Origin of the sequence: Martelella sp. NC20, assembly GCF_013459645.1 — a bacterium.
Lineage (GTDB): Bacteria > Pseudomonadota > Alphaproteobacteria > Rhizobiales > Rhizobiaceae > Martelella.
The window spans coordinates 1,510,726-1,526,237 of record NZ_CP054861.1 but is presented as its reverse complement, the minus strand read 5'-3'; the positions used below and the strand labels follow the sequence as shown (position 1 = coordinate 1,526,237).

Genomic DNA, 15,512 nt, shown 5'->3' with positions numbered 1-15,512 from the left:
CTCTGGCCAACAATATGGCGCGTGATGTCCGGGCAATGCTGATGAAGCGGATGGTTTATAAGTGCGCAATACCGATAGAACTGATTATCGGATCCCCGTCACGTCAATCGCCCTTACCGCCTGCCGGCGTTGCGCAGTTTCGCGCAATGCCTTGGCCAGATCACTGGATTTCGACGAAGCGGAAAGTCTTTTCAGGATCGCGGATGGCGCGACGGTGCGTGACATGATCGACGCAGCCAGGCGGGAGAGTGTTCTCTTTTCATCTTCGGCAAGCAGCGTAAAGCTCCAGTCGAGCATCTCTTCCAGCGTTCGGTGTCGTGGTACACCGTTGCGCCGGCCAACCAGAGCAAGCTCCATATTGCTGGCGAGCAGGTTGGCGACGCCATGCATGCCGTATGTTCCGACTCGCCTTGCAACCAGTTCGATCGCCAGCGCGATACCGTCGGTCCGGCGACATATCTCAGAAACGACAGGAGCTTCGCTATCGCTCAGTTCCCCGTTAAAGCCACTCGACGCCGCCCGATCCATGAAGAGCTGCACAGCGGGTGTCGCCAGCGCCTCGGACGCAGTCGGAAATTCATCCTCCGGACAGGCCAGAGGGCTCAGCAGATGAACAGTCTCCCCTTCGACGCGCAGCGATTCACGGGAGGTGACCAACAAGTGCATATCCGGTGCGCATCGAAACAACTCACCGGCCAATTTCGAAATCGGGTCAATCAAATGCTCGCAACTGTCGAAGATGATCAGCATGTGCTTGTCGGCGAGAAAATTCAGCAACGCCGCGACCGGGTCAGCGCCGCCTTTGGTAAAGCCGACCGCCGAGATGACGGCCCCTGCTACCAGGGCATCCTCCGAGATTGCGCCGAAATCGACGAAGGCGACATTTTCGTCGCCGAATTCGATCAGGAGATTTTGAACAACGGCCGTCGCAACTGTCGTCTTGCCGATGCCTCCCGATCCCACGATGCTGATGAACCGGCGCGTCCGGAGAAGTTCACTCAGACTGTCGATTACGGCATCTCGGCCTATCAGCGAACGAGGGGGCGGCGGAGCGCGACCTGCGAACCGAGCTTGGTTGGGAACGGCGGGGGCAGGCAATGGGGAATCTGGATCATCGCGCCCGATCGGAGCGACAAAAGTGTAGCCCCTGCCAGCGACATTCACGATGTATCGCGCACCCTCCTGGCCATCTCCCAAAGCCCGGCGAAGTGAGGCCATGTGCACCCTTACCCCCGCCTCGTCGACGACAATGCCGGGCCACACGGTCTCGAGCAATTCATGATTGCTGACGATTTCTCCGGCACGTTCGGTAAGGGCGATCAGAATATCCAGAGCACGCGCGCCAAGCCGCACAGGCTCGCCATTCTTCAACAGCAGCCGCTGCGCGTGAACCAGTCGAAAACTTCCGAACGATACCGCCGCCGGGCGTTCACCAGCTTCGGTGTAAGACGGGACAGACGAGGCCTCGTCCGTCACACGACCTGTCATCGCTTCCGCTCCCGCGCATACCTATTTCGGACCAACAGGTAGGTTAGGGGAGATGGAAGACATGTCTTCCGAAAAAACGGCACGATTTGCGGAAATATGACATCACGCTGGCAATGACCTCGACGAAGCGGTGGCGCTGTTGCCAGGTCGGCCGTTCGGTCAGTCTCTGGATTTCATCCCCCAGGGCCCAGCCGACGCCAGTTTCCGGGGCTTGCGCCGGTATTCTCCTTGAACGCGGTGGTGAAATGGCTCTGGCTCGAAAATCCGCATCTGAGAGCGATTTCAGCGATCGAACGAGTCGAACCGGTGAGCATGGCCTGCGCCCGTTTCATGCGACGGGCCAATTGCCACTGATGCGGTGAAAGTCCGGTGGAACACTTGAAGGCCCGGCCAAAATGAGCAACGGAGAGCCCGCATTCCTGCGCGAGTTCCGACATGGACACATCCAGACGCTGGTCGATCAGCTCCTTCGCGCGACGCTCCTGCCACGGGGCCAGGCCACCCGACCTCAAAGGGGCATTTCCGTTGGTGCCGCAATACCGCCCGAGTACGTTGACGCATACGGCGTCGAGAATCGTGTCAATCAGAAGGCCGCTTGCGGCGTGTTCGGATGTGAAGGCGGCCGAGGCTGCCCCTGCCAGTTGACGCATCACCGGATCGTCATGGCCAATGGTGGGCGGTTGGGGAAAATCCGTGAACATCGGCATGTCGTTCCGTTCGGCATACGCTTTCAGTGTGGCGATGGGCAGGTAGAAATTCACGGTGTGAAAAGGGTCCCTTATAAGAACCCGCGGCTCCTGTCTCAAATCGGCAATGTAGGTCTTTCCCATATGCAGGGCGTCATTCAAGAGGGAATGATCGTTCAACCAAAGCTCCAGCCGAATATGCCTGAGATTAACGATTACCTGATAGGCGTCGTCATAGCCGAAAGACGGCGTTGGGTCCTGCGGTGGCATGAGGGACTGCAATTCCGTGACGGCGAGCATACCGCGATTCAACGTGCGACAGACATGGCTGAGAGGCTTCGGCAAACCCAAGCGTTCGCCCAGTTGCGAACCGTAGGCGCGGCCTCTGCTCGTTTGATCTTCGCTGAAAGCTTTCCTGCCCATCAGGGCCCTCGCGAACTAAACAAATTCGGATCACGGAAGACGATGCCATCACCAACCATGCTTTTCAAGTCAGGCAATGGCGGAGCGCGGAACCGCTCAATCTTTCCTCCAACTCCTTCGCGCCGGGGCTCAGCCATCTCTTCCTGTATATCGCAACAAAAGGCGGTGTTGTGGGCTTCACCCGGGGGCTTGCCGACGACCTCGGCATGCACGGCATAACCGTGAACGCACTGGCGCCAGGTCTGACGAAAGCGGCCAATGTCGTCGCCCGTGGTGTCGGTTCCAACGGACGTTCCCGGGAAGAGGAGTTTGCGCAGGCTGCAGAGGCGCAGGCAATTAGAGTCTGTCAGGTTCAAATCGAACCAGACAGACTCTAGATTTATTTGTTTTCGTTTGTCTTTTCGGGAAAACCGGATTCCACTTTTCCCTGACAAACTCTAGAGCGTCGGGCGAAAAAGTGGAATCCGGTTTTTCGTTAACCCGACGCGTCAAAATCGAGAATCCAGAGCATTGGGCGATGCCAACTAATCGCCCGATGCTCCAGGCGTACGCTCGTTCCGGAAGATTTGGTCGGGATGCTCTCTTATCTTGCATCACGGTAAGGTTGCCATTGCTGCCGAGCATGCCCGCCGCCAACCCGAGGGCGTGAACCCGGTATGACGGCGGAAAACGCGCGACAGATGCGCTTGGTCCGCCAAGCCGCAGTCAAGAGCGATTTCGCAAAGCGGCGTGTCGGTCAGCGCAATCCGACGTTTTGCCTTCTCGACGCGCTGAGCGATGACAAAGGCATGCGGTGAAAGACCGAAACTGACTTTGAAAGCCGCTGAAAAGTAGCTCACGCTCAAGTCGACCTCGCCGGCAAGCTCGCAAAGCGAAATCGATCCGTCGATATTCTCGTCAATGTAGCACCTGACCTTTGAAATCTGCCACGGGGCCAACCCGCCTTTTGGAATCACAGAACCGGGTTGCACCACCGCCGCGTGTTTTGTCGGCGATCTGCCCTCTGCCATTTCCATCATGCTCTGCGCCTTGCTCAGGTATTCAAGCGCCTTTCCGGGCTCGTCGCCCATTAGCAAAAGGGCCTGCATCACCAATTGGAACGCTTCAGGGACAGGGCCCGCCGGCAGCACTTTCTGATCAACAACCGGCGTTTTCAAGGTGGCTGCGGCAAACGTCATGTTCCGTTCCCTCGCTAAAGATCCAGCGTCCTGTTCGATGCTCCGAATTTTGACTGAGTGCGGACAACATCTGAATCACACTTTCATTCGCAAGAGGCAGACATTTGTGTGGGGGGATTATACCGGGGTATAGGGTGTCAAAGCCTACGCTTTGCCGATGCCCGATGAAATTTTCGCTCCACGGGCCTTGAGAAGTGCCCGCAGCCAAGCCGGCCCTCCCACACGAACGAACAAGGCAGATCGCCATAATTGTCTGGCCGCGGGCTCATAGCATCGGAAGCTTTGAAAAGATCGGTATGCGCGCTCTCAAGGATAGCTAGGCTCTTCATTGCCGCCCGGCAAGCTGCTCCATCAGGCGTTGGTGGAGCGCAGGATTTCGAACAGGAACCAGACGCGCTTCTCCGTCTCGTCGATCCAGTTTTCAAGAAGGCTTGCGGTGGCGACATCATTGTATTCGTCGCAGACGCCGTGGAGGGCGCGCATCCGTCCGGCAAGGTCGGCATTGTCGGAACGCAGTTCAGCCAGCATCTCGTGGGGATGCACGAATTCGGCGTCATTGTCGGCGATGCGCTGTCGGGCGGCGATGCCGCCGACGGATTTGAGCGTCAGTCCGCCCAGCTTGCGTACGCGTTCGGCCAAGGGATCGGTCATGGCGATCAGTTCGTCGGACTGATCGTCAAGCATCAGGTGCCAGTCGCGGAAATTCGCTCCCGACATGTGCCAGTGAAAATTCTTGGTTTTCATGAACAGGGCAAAAACGTCCGCAAGGAGTGCGTTGGCCCCGGCCGAAATGTCGCGGGCGGCATCGGCTCCGAGTCCGGAGGGGGTGTGAAGCGAGGCGCTTCTGAGGGATTTCGTATCTGCGTCCATTGATCGTCTCCTTTGTTTGAGAATGCTTATCGGAAATCAGCACTGGCGGGCGGATCGCTGGCCGGGAAGCTCTCGCGAAGGGCTTCATCGAGGATCAGATCCGTATCCTCGTGGGACATCTGCCTGCGTTCCTGTTTTTGGAGCTTGTCGACCGGATCGGCGTCTTCCGGCGACTTCTGCTCATGCACGAGTGGTCTCATCAACGGGCCTCCGTTTCGGGAGACAATCGGACGGCGTCGCCGAACCCGCGACAGATCAGGATTGAAGCGGCGATGAACAGCGGCGGAACGAGGAAGCAGAGCCGGGGCGAAACAAGATAGATGAGTGCCGCCGCACCGCAGCCGGCCGCGAAGAGAACAAAAGCGGGAAGCGTACGCTTAAGACGTAAAAGCGCCGTTTTTCGGGCCGGTTCAGAGCCGAAAACGAGGTCTGAAAGATCCAGCATGATCTGGGTCGTCGTTCCCGTCATCAGCGTCGTCGGCGGAAAATCCGAGAGATACGCCCTGTGCAGGGCATTCTGGATGGCCATGGCCACCACGAGGATCATGCCTACAAGGACTTCGACGGCGCTGCCGGCGTTGGCTGGTGCGATCAGAAAGAAGATTGCCGCCGCGCCCGCAAACAGCATGAACTTGATTGCCAGCAGAAGCGAGATGACCGGATACCCGCCCTGCTCAAGCCAGCCGCTTGTCAGTCGCGCCATCAGGACCGAGAAACAGAAGACCGGCAAGGCCAGAAACTTGGCGAGTGCACCTCCCGTTCCGTTGACCAGAGCCGCTCCCAGTGTGACGAAATTGCCGGTGACATGGGCGGTGAACAGGCCATTCAAAGCGACAAATCCCATCGTATCGACATAGCCGCCGTTGATGCTCAAAACTGAAGCAAGAGGTAATCGCGACATAAACTGCTCCTTCAATACAGGCCGGACATCGGGATAAAACAGTCCATGGCCGGCAGGCCCGGCCATGGGAAACCCTTCTATTAACTCTGGATGAATTCGAGGATGTCGGCGTTGAGCACGTCGGCATGTGTCGTCAGCATGCCGTGCGGATAACCAGGATAGATCTTCACAACTGCGTTGAGAACCAGCCTGGCCTGGAGCATGGCCGCGTCCTCGTAGGGCACGATCTGGTCGTCATCGCCCTGCATGATGAGGGTGGGAACCATCACGGCTTTCAGGTCGGCGGTCTGGTCGGTTTCCGAAAATGCCTTGATCCCTTCGTAATGGGCCTTGATGCTGCCATTCATGCCCTGGCGCCACCAATTGTCGATCACGCCGGGGAAAACCGTCGCGCCTTCGCGGTTGAAGCCGTAGAACGGGCCGGCCGCGACGTCGCGGAAGAACTGTGCCCGGTTTGATGCAAGCTGCTTTCGGAAATCATCGAAGACCTCGATCGGCGTGCCGCCGGGGTTGCTTTCTGTCTTCAGCATCAGCGGCGGCACCGCGGCCACCATCACCAGGCCGGCAACGCGCCCCTGGGGCTGGCCGAAGCGCGCCACATAGGCCAGAGCCTCGCCGCCACCGGTGGAATGGCCGACATGAACGGCGTTCCTGAGATCGAGCGCCTCAGCCACGGCAGCGGCATCGGCGGCATAATGTGCCATGTCGTGGCCGTCACTCACCTGGGTGGAACGGCCGTGGCCACGACGATCATGGGCGATCACGCGAAAGCCCTTGTTGACGAAGAACATCATCTGCGCGTCCCAGTCGTCGCCGCTGAGCGGCCAGCCATGGTGGAACATGATCGGCTGGGCCTCTTTCGGTCCCCAGTCCTTGTAGAAGATGTCGACACCATCTTTCGTCTTGATAAAGTTCTCGGCCATCTGGCTCACTCCTTCAGGTTGGTTCTCGGTGCCCGTCCGCCAAAGCGGCAAGAGCTGAAACGATTTTGTGGCGCTCAGCGCCTGTCATGGGGTCCTGTCATGGGTCCTGTCATGGGTCCCGTCATGGGCCCAGGGAAACGCGGCTCGGTTTGCGTCTGACATGCCCTGAACTGCCCTTTACGGATGGAAGGTAGGACGGTTCCGTTCTTGGCGATTGTCAAAACTTCTGCTTCCTTGGACAATCGCAGCGTCATATCGATACGGATGCGAACTACGCCTACAGCATCTCGGTGCGATCGATTCCAACCGGATAGGTGATGGGCGCGGTTCAGGTCGGACGACGTGGCCTGCCAGATGGAAACTCCGTCCTCCGCGCGTTGCCACGCCGTCGCGTGTCAGCTTGACGAGGCACTGCAGGATGTGGGCGGATCAATGCCGGAGCACCTGAGCCAAAGCCAGCAAGGCGGCCTGTTTTTTTGGGGAGGTGGCTGTTTCAGTCGCGCTCTTCGACCCTCATCGAGAAGGACGAAGTCGGTTATTCCGAAAGCGCTGGCGTGACGGCGAACGTGTCGGCTGCACGAATGATCGTCACCGGAACGCCTTTGTAGGCCGGTGTACCCGAGCGATGATCGTAGTGGTCGAGCGCCACGATGGCATTCACTTCGGGATAATAGCCGCCTGCCGACCCCTGCGGCAGGTCGTAGGCAACCGCCGTGTAACCTCGCAGCGCCCGTCGCTGTCCACCATCGGGCGCAACTCCGTGCACGTCGATGCGGTCGCCATCCTGAAGGCCTCTCGCGGCGAGGTCGGCGGGGCTGATAAAGATGACGTCACGCCGTCCGAAAACACCGCGATAGCGGTCATCCAGGCCATAGACGGTGGTGTTGTACTGATCGTGGCTGCGCATCGACGCCAACACCAGCGTGTCGGGATTTTTTAAGCGCGGATCCTCGTCGAGACCGGGCGAAGGCAGAAAGTTGGCCTTGCCGGAAGCCGTGTGCCACTGACGGCGCGAAGCGGGAACATCCAGCCTGAAGCCGCCATGAACTCTGACGCGCCGGTTGAAATCCCTGAAGTCGGGAAAAACGACTTCGATCTTGTCTCGGATTCGATCGTAATTCCCGATCAGGCCCGCCCAGTCGATACCGTATCGGTCGCCCAGCGTTGCCTGAGCGATCCCGGCGAGGATAGCGGGTTCCGATCTCACGAGCGGACCGGGCGGATCGAGAAAGCCACGTGAGGCGTGGACCATCGACATGGAATCCTCGACGGTCACGGATTGCGGACCGGAGGCTTGGGTGTCGAGATCGGTGCGCCCGAGGCAGGGCAAGACGATGCAGGTTTTCCCGGTCAGCAGGTGTGAGCGGTTGAGCTTGGTCGAAATATGTACGGCAAGATCAAGCCCGCGCATGCCCGCAAATGTCACCGCCGGATCGGACATAGCGACCGCGAGATTGCCGCCGAGGCAGATCAGCGCCTTCGAGCGTCCTTCGACAATCGCCTCGATGGCCTCTATCGCGCTGTGCCCCTTGTCTCCGGACGGCCGAAAGCCGAAGGCGCGTTCCATCCCGTCCAGCAGGCCGGAACCGGGACTTTCGGTGATCCCGACGGTGCGGTCGCCCTGGACGTTGGAGTGACCGCGGAGCGGGCAGATCCCGGCGCCCTGCCGGCCGATATTGCCGCGCAGCATCAGGAGGTTGGCGGCCTGCTGCACATTGCTTGTACCATGGGCATGCTGGGTCAGACCCATGCCATAGCAGAGGATCACATTGTTCGCGTTGAGATAGACATCGACCGCGCTTTCAAGCGCAGCACGCGACAGCCCCGAATAATGAAGAATTTCGGTCCACGAGGTTTGCTCGACGTCCTGGCGAAGCGCCGCGATGCCGAGCGTGTGTTCGGCGATGAATGCGCGGTCGAGAACGCCGTGGCCGCCCTTGCCGATGTCCTGTTCGTCGCGTTCGAAAATCAGTTTCATCATTCCCTTGAGCGCAGCAAGGTCGCCGCCAACACGAACCTGATGATAGGCCGATGCGATCTCGGTTGAGGAGAAGGTTGCCATTTCGATCGGATCCTGGGGCGCCGCAAATCTTTCGAGGGCGCGTTCCCTGAAGGGATTGAAGACGACGATCCGGGCGCCTCGCCGGGCGGCATTGCGCAGCGTGGTCATCATCCGGGGATGGTTCGTGCCGGGATTGTGACCGAAACTGAAAATGGCATCGGCGTGATCAAAGTCCTCGAGTGTTACCGTGCCCTTGCCGACACCGATCGATTCCGGCAGCCCGACGCTGGTGGCCTCGTGGCACATGTTCGAACAATCCGGAAAATTGTTGGTTCCGAAGGCACGGACAAAGGTCTGGTAAAGGAAAGCTGCCTCGTTGGAAGCACGGCCGGATGTATAGAACTCCGCCTGATGCGGGCTTTCAAGCGCGTTCAGCGCCGTTGCGATGAGGGTAAACGCATCGTCCCATTCGATCGGCCGGTAGCGGTCGGTCTGCGCGTCGTAGATCATCGGATGTGTCAGGCGCCCCTCGTTCTCAAGCTCATGATCCGTCCAGGTCCAGAGCTCCGAAATGGTATGGGCGGCGAAGAAATCGGGGCCGACGCGCTTTGCGGTCGACTCCCAGGTAATCGCCTTGGCGCCGTTCTCGCAGAATTCGAAGGAGGATGTATGTTTCGGGTCTGGCCATGCACAGCCGGGACAATCAAAACCCTCCGGCTGGTTCGCCTTCAGCAGGGTTGCCGTACCCTGTGCGGCCACCTGCTGGCGCGCCAGCGTCTCGGCCACCGCTTTCAGCGCCCCCCATCCTCCCGCTGGCTCGTCATATGCCTTGATGCCATCCGGCCGTTTTTTCTTCGTCATAGGAGCTCTCCACACCTTGGTCGGCAGAGCTTAGCAGAGAGAAAGAAACTCCGGATCTATACGAAGATATGTGCGGGCCCTTCTACCTCGCGAGCCGTCGCATTGTCGTGTCTGAGGATAACCCGAGACGATCCTGATCAAACCTTGGTTTGTATCTTGAAGTACTTGCGTATGATTTCGCTCTTGGCGTGTGCGGCGTAATTTAGACTTACCGCGTAACCAGCGGTCATTGACCAAGTCGCTGCTGAAGACAGTCGCGGCAATTCCGCAACAGACCCAAATGGAGACGATCATGAATCGCGTTTCGAAAACTGCAATCGCCGCAATCATCGCCTCGATGTCCTTTGTCGGGGCAAGCAAGGCCGAAGACAGCATCACCATGAACTGGCCCGCCGACATCGACCAGACGCTGGCGACGTTCGATCAGGACTTCAACGTCAAGTATGTCATGGAACGCCGCGACGACGACGGGCATACAGAAAGCATCCCTATTCCGACCACACACATCCAGGGCGTTCAGGCCGCAATCCTCGCCAACGAACCGCTTCTCCTCCGTCTGGAAGAGCAGGGCGTAAACGTCGATGACGTGGTGAGCGCCGAACAGGCGGCCGACGGCAGCATTACATTCTGGCTGCGCTGAAATCTGGCCAAGCTCTTTCGCATGGCCTTCACGCGTCCGGCCCTTTGTTCCAAGGTCCGGACGCGTTTCTTCAGGCTGACGGCATTGCCGGGCTGCGGCTTCCCGGAAACCGGGTTGGCTCTGGGCTACAAAAGCTCAGGTGACCTTCGACAGCCAAGACCGCACGCCGTCGATATTCGTAAATTCGTCCACGCTGCGGGCAGGAACACCCTGATGGGTGGCAGCCGCCATGCCGGCAAGTGCCGTGCCCGGACCAAGTTCGAGAAAGGCGGTAGCGCCGGCCTCGATACAGGCATGAAGACATGCCGACCACTGCACGGTATGCGAAAGCTGGGCTGCCAGCTTGTCGAGGCCCGATCGCGTGTCGAAGACGGGCGCGCCGTCTATTCCACTCAAAAGGCGCGGATTGCCCGCGTTTACGGGCGATATCGCAACCCGGTCCAGAATGGCCCGGAACGCCGGCGCCGCTGAAGCAAGCCTCTCCGTATGGGAGGCGACCTCGACGGGCATGTCGACAACCCTGACCACTTTGCTCGATCTCAGCTCGTCCGCCAGGCTGAGAAGCGCCGCGCGGGCGCCACCGACGACATAGGCATCCCCCGGGTTGACGATGGCGATGGCGGCACCGCGCGCCTCGCAGAGTTCGGCAAGAACCCGCTGAGACAATCCTCGAACGAACAGCAATCCATCGCCCGGCCGCGTCGAGGCATCCATGACTTCGGCGCGACGTGCCGCCAGATCGAGCGTGTCTTCGCCGGCAAAACGGCTGGAAACGCCCCAGGCCGCGAGTTCGCCGACGCTGTACCCGGCCACCACCATTCGCCCAGGCCAGGCGGTGCGCAGCGCCGCAGCGGCCGCAAGTGCCTGGAGGGTGCAGAGGATCTGGCTATTGCGGTTGTGATGCAGGACTGCGGCCGGTTCCTGTCGGACGAGTTCGCGCGGGTCCCTGTCATGCAACAGGCTTGCCGCATGTGTGAACAGGTTTTCGGCCTCTGGCACCGGGCCGGTGATTGCAAACATGCCCGGATGCTGCCCCCCTTGTCCGGAGCATAAAATGGCGAGCGACATCGTCTCTCCTCGCGTCGTCAGGGAAAAAGCACGGCAATGGCGATCGCCATCGTCATTGCGCTCAGCACCATGCTCGCGATCACCATGGAACCGATCGCGGCGGAATCCCGACGATAGCTGATGGCAAACAGGATGCCGAAAAAGCCGGAGGGCACGGAGGCAAGAAGGATCGAGACCTTCGCGACTTCTGTGGATACTGGCAGAACAAAGACGATAGCGGCGGTCAGCAGCGGCCGGACGACGTTCGACGCGACGGTAGCGCCGGCGATTTTCCAGTCCAGACGAAACGGTTGGGACGACAGGACAAGGCCGGTCAGAAACAGCGCGACTCCCGCGCCGGCCTGCCCCATCAGTGCAAACGAGGCATCAATGACCGGCCCCAGTTTCAATCCCGATATCGAGACGATGATACCAAGTGCAGGCGCCAGCACGACAGGTTTGCGCAAGGCCCGGCCAAGAGCGCCGGCGATTTTTCCGGTCGGGGAAATCGTCGCGCCGTCCCTGCCGGGCTGATTCAGTTCGACGACGATCAGCGAGAGCGGGCTGATGATGATCGAGCCCGCCGCTATGGCGATCGCGAGCTGCACGGTTCCGGTCGCGCCGAGCAAGGTCGTCGAGATCGGCAGGCCGACACCCGCCAGGTTGGGAAAGGCGACCGTCAGTCCCTGGAGCGCCGCGTCGGGAGGAGACATGCCCAGAAATCTCCGGGCACAGAAATACCACCCGGCCAGCACGATGAGCATGACACCCGAGAGAATGGCGAACAGCCAGGACTGTTCCAGCAATTCGGCGCGCGGCGCCGAAGCGGTCGCCACGAACAGCGCCGCGGGCACGGCAAAGGTCATGACGAGCACGTTCAGGCCTTCGATGTGATGGTTATCGACGATCTTCAGCCGACCCGCGCCGTAGCCGAGCAGCAATACGAAGAAGACCGGCACGAGTGCCAGCAGGATGGCCTGCGTCACCATTGCTGTTCCCTTTCCCAACTTTCGACGAACAGACTCATGGCCAGCAGGTCGGCCGATCCGCCCGGACTGAGGCGGCGTGTGACGAAGCTTTCATGGATATGGAGCGCATGGTCCCGCCAGCCCGGACGAGCGATCCCGCCCTGCCTGATAAAGGCGCGGGCGGCTGCGCGGGCAAAGGCAAGTCCCGCTCGGCCGCCGCGATGAAGCAGATTGGTGTCCTCGACGACGGCGATCAGCGAGAAGCAGGCCTCGACCCTGATCGCCTCGGCGTCGCTGGCGTCAATCCCGGCCGCAAGGCGCAGCCGTGGCAAGCCGATCTCGTAGACGCTCGGAAACCCGAGAGCCGCCTCCATCCGGGCGCCGCCTGCGCCGTAGCGTCGACGGACATGGCTGCCATTGCTGTGCAGCAGCACCGGACCATCGATGATGCTTTCGCCCCAGAGGCTCGAAACGGTGGCGCCGAGCGTCCGGGCCGGGCTCACCACCCCCGCAGCGCGCGCGCCTGCGGCAGCGCACAGAAGCCCCATGCCGAAGATGGCGCCGCGATGGGTGTTGACGCCCGACGTCGCGGCAAACATCGCCATTTCGGCTTCAAGCCCGATTTCGCGCAGGCGTCCCATCCCGGCGCCCCGTCCGCCTGCTTCGGCAAGGGCGGAAAAATAGGGAGCGATCGCAGACGCGCTTGCCCGGAACATGTCGGCATCCATATCGTCGTGACTGCCGTTGTCGACATGGCTCACAAGACCGGGCTTGGGCCAGGTCGCGATTTCCATCAACAGGCAGGCGAGCGCGTTTGCGGCGATCATCTCCGCATGGACAGACGGCCGGGCGGAGATGATCGCGGCGGCAATCGGGATGGAAACCGGCCAGGCTCCACGCGTCATGACACCACCCTCCCGCCGACGAACTGTCCCCGGGGGACGAGGCAGACGCCCGACATCGATTTTGCAAGGAGGTCCGGCGCGCCGGAACGAAATTCACGCCAATTCACCGCCGTGCCGTCATCGCGCACGAACTCGCCGTCGATGCGCATCGGCGCGGTGGCCTCGATTGCCGACAGGCCATCCGCGAGACAATCGAGATCGGTCGTACGCCGGATGTACACCAACACATCCAGATCGGATTGAGCGCTCAGATAGTCGAGTCCCGTGACGGCGCTCCAGGCGAGACTGCCGAAGATCCGCATGTCCAGGGCATGGCGCTGCATGAACGCATCCAGCCGCAACAGCGTGGGCCACCATGCCAACGGGGCGGCCCGGCAGACATAGCTCAGAGAAGGAGGCGGCATGCCACCGGCAATGTCGCCAGGCGGGACGACGAAGGAATGGCGATGCTTGCCTTGCGAAGGCGGCAGCGGCAGGCCGAGCGCCACGCCGCTGCGCGAATGCGGATCCCCACGCCTCGCAACGAGTGGCCAGCCGCGATCGGCCCAGAATGCGACAAGCCGGTCGCCCCTCAGTCCCGGTTCGGCGGCTAGTACGGCCTGCCAGCTTGACCGGCGAACAAAGATCATGTCGTGGCGCCGGATCATGACCTATTCCGCCCTGAGCGCGAGGTCGCGAACGCGGCCCGCGATAGCGGCAGCTTTCAGACGGCCACCACGGTCCCTGCCGAGAACGTCCCGGACGTCGCCCGCCCCCGGCATCCCCGCAAGCAGAGCCTCGAGCTGCCTGGAAAGTGGCATGTCCGCATCCCATATCCGTTCGACCGCGCCGGTGCGGGCGAGGTTGCCGAGGCCGGGCGCGAACACCGGCGTCGACCGCGCCATGTCTTCCAGAACCGCGACCGGCAGCTTTGTCACTCTGGACATGGAAGGTAGATCCATGACGGCCGGGTCGGCCTGCGGAAGCGCGACAAGGACACGCGTCGCCAGCGCCGTCGCCAGGAAGGCGCCGGCGGCGGCGTGGCCGTAGAGAAGCCCGATCGTCGGCCTGCCGGACATGTCCGCGTAAAGGAGGCACTTGGCCAGGTGCGAGAGGAATTCATTGAGGCCAAGCAGTTCGTCCCGCTTGCTCATGCGCTGGCTGTCGCTGTCGACGATGACGAAGATCGGGCCTGTTGTCGTTTCAAAATGGTCGAGGATGTGGCGCGAGAGGATGGCCGCCTCGTCGATCCCGAGCGAGGTGCGATCGGCGATGCCGACAACCAGAACCCGCTCGCCGGAGGGCAGCGTCGCCGTGCCGCGCAGGGTGCCGGCCGCGTTGCTAACGTCGTGGCCGGCAGGGAACATCGAAGCGAGTATCTCATCGAGCGTCATGGCTCTCTCTCCCATATTGTGCCGCGAGTAACGTGAATTGCCCTGCTGACGTGTCGGGAACCGTTTCCGGCAGAGCGATGCCCATTTTCCGCCAGACATCGATGCCGTCAGCGCAGTCGCCGAATGTGCTGAGCCGGTCCTCGAGGCGTTGCTGTTCCGCGCGCAGCGTTTCCATGCCAAATCCCGTCGGGATATCGACCAGTTTCAGAGCCGCCTCCCGGAACGACTGCACGCTGCCATCCGCGTAGATTTCGGCGGCGCCGAGGAGCCGCCGGTGCTTGCCGCCCATCGTCCGCCAGACAAGGGCCCTGTCGCGGGAATCGAATTCTTCGACGCCGCGATTGGTCTCGATAACCTCCGGGCCTGAGACGGCGATCCGTCCCTGTTCCGAAATCGCCAGCGCAGAGCAGCAGGCGGAGATCAGTCCGCCGCCGCCGTAGCATCCGGCGCGGCCACCGATCAGGCCGATGATGTTTGCGCCGGCCAGACGCGCGGCGATCATCGCCCGCATGATTTCCGAAATCGCAAGTTCGCCGGCGTTTGCTTCCTGCAGGCGAACGCCACCCGTGTCGAACAGGATCAGCACCGGAACGGACTTGCGTTCGCCGGCCGCGCGGAGCAGGCCCGTCAGCTTGGCGCCGTGAACCTCTCCGAACGCCCCGCCCATGAAGCGGCCTTCCTGGGCGGCGATCAGAACCGTGGTGCCGTTCAAGGTGCCCTGACCGACGATGATGCCGTCGTCGAACTGCTCGGGGAGGTCGAAGAGTGCCAGATGCGGACTCACCTCGCGCTGCTCCGGCCCGATGAATTCGACAAAGCTGTCCGGATCGAGCAGGAGACGGACCCGTTCCCGTGCGGATATTTCATACCAGCTCACAGACAGGTCCGCGGAAACGCCGGTCTTCTCTTCAATACCGTTCATCGTTCAACCTCCATAAGGCGGAGCGCCTGGGCGAGGCGCAGGGAGACCGTGTCCGGCCGTGCGCCGCCATCGTTGATGGAAAACCGGATGCCGCCGGCCGGATGACGCTCGACAAAATCGGCGACGACCGCCGCCCAGACGTCCGCGAAGCCTGCGGCCGTCGTTCTGATCGCCACGACACATTCGTTATCGGCGAGGACGCGTTCCGAAAGCACTTCAAGATTGCCGGATGCGACAACGCCGACGAGGCCGGTCTGTCTGGTGCCGCCGGCGGGTTTGGCAACTGCGTGACGAAAATTGAGATCTTCCATGGTTCCTGTTCCTT

General features: G+C 61.1%; 17 protein-coding genes. 2 read left to right on the top strand and 15 right to left on the bottom strand.

The window, feature by feature from the left end:
* Positions 1–84 precede the first annotated feature (84 nt).
* Both HQ843_RS07340 and HQ843_RS07335 read right to left on the bottom strand, forming a co-directional pair.
* On the bottom strand, positions 85–1,488 hold the full coding sequence (locus HQ843_RS07340) for an ATP-binding protein (RefSeq protein WP_180899139.1): 1,404 nt from the start codon (positions 1,486–1,488) through the stop codon (positions 85–87).
* 173 nt (positions 1,489–1,661) lie between these two features.
* Positions 1,662–2,597 (bottom strand): helix-turn-helix domain-containing protein, encoded by a 936-nt coding sequence (locus tag HQ843_RS07335; protein ID WP_180899140.1) that lies wholly within the window; start codon positions 2,595–2,597, stop codon positions 1,662–1,664.
* Between the two features lie 23 nt (positions 2,598–2,620).
* On the opposite strand from HQ843_RS07335, the gene HQ843_RS07330 reads away from it, so the two are divergent.
* The gene (locus HQ843_RS07330; protein ID WP_180902294.1) at positions 2,621–2,974 is read left to right on the top strand and encodes an SDR family NAD(P)-dependent oxidoreductase; all 354 of its coding nucleotides are present in this window, start codon (positions 2,621–2,623) and stop codon (positions 2,972–2,974) included.
* A 216-nt stretch (positions 2,975–3,190) separates the two neighbouring features.
* Here HQ843_RS07330 and HQ843_RS07325 read toward each other — a convergent pair whose 3' ends face one another.
* The 6 genes from HQ843_RS07325 to HQ843_RS07300 form a co-directional block, all read right to left on the bottom strand.
* Entirely contained in the window at positions 3,191–3,775 is a 585-nt protein-coding gene (locus HQ843_RS07325) for a helix-turn-helix domain-containing protein (protein ID WP_180899141.1), read from the bottom strand.
* Between the two features lie 351 nt (positions 3,776–4,126).
* Positions 4,127–4,645: a Dps family protein gene (locus tag HQ843_RS07320; protein ID WP_180899142.1), complete on the bottom strand. Its 519-nt coding sequence runs from the start codon at positions 4,643–4,645 to the stop codon at positions 4,127–4,129.
* A 26-nt stretch (positions 4,646–4,671) separates the two neighbouring features.
* Positions 4,672–4,845, bottom strand: a complete 174-nt coding sequence (locus HQ843_RS07315) for a hypothetical protein (RefSeq protein ID WP_180899143.1) — start codon at positions 4,843–4,845, stop codon at positions 4,672–4,674.
* Positions 4,845–5,546, bottom strand: a complete 702-nt coding sequence (locus HQ843_RS07310; protein WP_180899144.1) for a YoaK family protein — start codon at positions 5,544–5,546, stop codon at positions 4,845–4,847. The genes HQ843_RS07315 and HQ843_RS07310 overlap by 1 nt, the downstream gene beginning before the upstream one ends.
* 80 nt (positions 5,547–5,626) lie before the next feature.
* Positions 5,627–6,469, bottom strand: a complete 843-nt coding sequence (locus HQ843_RS07305) for an alpha/beta fold hydrolase (RefSeq protein ID WP_180899145.1) — start codon at positions 6,467–6,469, stop codon at positions 5,627–5,629.
* 535 nt (positions 6,470–7,004) lie between these two features.
* Entirely contained in the window at positions 7,005–9,332 is a 2,328-nt protein-coding gene (locus HQ843_RS07300; protein ID WP_180899146.1) for an FdhF/YdeP family oxidoreductase, read from the bottom strand.
* Between the two features lie 229 nt (positions 9,333–9,561).
* Between HQ843_RS07300 and HQ843_RS07295 the strand changes: the two genes are divergently transcribed.
* Complete coding sequence (locus HQ843_RS07295) at positions 9,562–9,972, top strand: hypothetical protein (protein WP_180899147.1); 411 nt, start codon at positions 9,562–9,564, stop codon at positions 9,970–9,972.
* A gap of 135 nt (positions 9,973–10,107) precedes the next feature.
* Here the strand turns inward: HQ843_RS07295 and HQ843_RS07290 are convergent, their stop codons facing one another.
* The 7 genes from HQ843_RS07290 to mdcC form a co-directional block, all read right to left on the bottom strand.
* Entirely contained in the window at positions 10,108–11,040 is a 933-nt protein-coding gene (locus HQ843_RS07290) for an acyltransferase domain-containing protein (protein ID WP_180903440.1), read from the bottom strand.
* Positions 11,041–11,057: 17 nt separating this feature from the next.
* Positions 11,058–12,008 carry an AEC family transporter gene (locus HQ843_RS07285; RefSeq protein ID WP_180899149.1) on the bottom strand — a complete coding sequence of 317 codons (951 nt, stop codon included), beginning with the start codon at positions 12,006–12,008 and terminating at the stop codon, positions 11,058–11,060.
* Entirely contained in the window at positions 12,002–12,814 is an 813-nt protein-coding gene (gene mdcB, locus HQ843_RS07280) for a triphosphoribosyl-dephospho-CoA synthase MdcB (RefSeq protein WP_246710403.1), read from the bottom strand. Before mdcB ends, HQ843_RS07285 begins: the two co-directional genes overlap by 7 nt.
* 74 nt (positions 12,815–12,888) lie before the next feature.
* Positions 12,889–13,539 (bottom strand): malonate decarboxylase holo-[acyl-carrier-protein] synthase, encoded by a 651-nt coding sequence (gene mdcG / locus HQ843_RS07275; protein WP_180899151.1) that lies wholly within the window; start codon positions 13,537–13,539, stop codon positions 12,889–12,891.
* A 3-nt stretch (positions 13,540–13,542) separates the two neighbouring features.
* Positions 13,543–14,265: a biotin-independent malonate decarboxylase subunit gamma gene (locus tag HQ843_RS07270; protein WP_180899152.1), complete on the bottom strand. Its 723-nt coding sequence runs from the start codon at positions 14,263–14,265 to the stop codon at positions 13,543–13,545.
* On the bottom strand, positions 14,252–15,187 hold the full coding sequence (locus HQ843_RS07265) for a biotin-independent malonate decarboxylase subunit beta (protein WP_180899153.1): 936 nt from the start codon (positions 15,185–15,187) through the stop codon (positions 14,252–14,254). The genes HQ843_RS07270 and HQ843_RS07265 overlap by 14 nt, the downstream gene beginning before the upstream one ends.
* Complete coding sequence (gene mdcC, locus HQ843_RS07260) at positions 15,184–15,498, bottom strand: malonate decarboxylase acyl carrier protein (protein ID WP_180899154.1); 315 nt, start codon at positions 15,496–15,498, stop codon at positions 15,184–15,186. Before mdcC ends, HQ843_RS07265 begins: the two co-directional genes overlap by 4 nt.
* Positions 15,499–15,512: the final 14 nt, after the last annotated feature.

What these genes read in the sequence shown, in the direction of transcription:
- HQ843_RS07300 (WP_180899146.1), bottom strand. Translation starts at nt 9,332, where the DNA reads ATGACGAAGAAAAAACGGCCGGATGGCATCAAGGCATATGACGAGCCA.
- HQ843_RS07285 (WP_180899149.1), bottom strand. Translation starts at nt 12,008, where the DNA reads ATGGTGACGCAGGCCATCCTGCTGGCACTCGTGCCGGTCTTCTTCGTA.
- HQ843_RS07320 (WP_180899142.1), bottom strand. Translation starts at nt 4,645, where the DNA reads ATGGACGCAGATACGAAATCCCTCAGAAGCGCCTCGCTTCACACCCCC.
- HQ843_RS07315 (WP_180899143.1), bottom strand. Translation starts at nt 4,845, where the DNA reads ATGAGACCACTCGTGCATGAGCAGAAGTCGCCGGAAGACGCCGATCCG.
- HQ843_RS07270 (WP_180899152.1), bottom strand. Translation starts at nt 14,265, where the DNA reads ATGACGCTCGATGAGATACTCGCTTCGATGTTCCCTGCCGGCCACGAC.
- mdcB (WP_246710403.1), bottom strand. Translation starts at nt 12,814, where the DNA reads ATGATCGCCGCAAACGCGCTCGCCTGCCTGTTGATGGAAATCGCGACC.
- HQ843_RS07305 (WP_180899145.1), bottom strand. Translation starts at nt 6,469, where the DNA reads ATGGCCGAGAACTTTATCAAGACGAAAGATGGTGTCGACATCTTCTAC.
- HQ843_RS07310 (WP_180899144.1), bottom strand. Translation starts at nt 5,546, where the DNA reads ATGTCGCGATTACCTCTTGCTTCAGTTTTGAGCATCAACGGCGGCTAT.
- HQ843_RS07340 (WP_180899139.1), bottom strand. Translation starts at nt 1,488, where the DNA reads ATGACAGGTCGTGTGACGGACGAGGCCTCGTCTGTCCCGTCTTACACC.
- HQ843_RS07325 (WP_180899141.1), bottom strand. Translation starts at nt 3,775, where the DNA reads ATGACGTTTGCCGCAGCCACCTTGAAAACGCCGGTTGTTGATCAGAAA.
- HQ843_RS07265 (WP_180899153.1), bottom strand. Translation starts at nt 15,187, where the DNA reads ATGAACGGTATTGAAGAGAAGACCGGCGTTTCCGCGGACCTGTCTGTG.
- mdcC (WP_180899154.1), bottom strand. Translation starts at nt 15,498, where the DNA reads ATGGAAGATCTCAATTTTCGTCACGCAGTTGCCAAACCCGCCGGCGGC.
- HQ843_RS07335 (WP_180899140.1), bottom strand. Translation starts at nt 2,597, where the DNA reads ATGGGCAGGAAAGCTTTCAGCGAAGATCAAACGAGCAGAGGCCGCGCC.
- HQ843_RS07290 (WP_180903440.1), bottom strand. Translation starts at nt 11,040, where the DNA reads ATGTCGCTCGCCATTTTATGCTCCGGACAAGGGGGGCAGCATCCGGGC.
- mdcG (WP_180899151.1), bottom strand. Translation starts at nt 13,539, where the DNA reads ATGATCCGGCGCCACGACATGATCTTTGTTCGCCGGTCAAGCTGGCAG.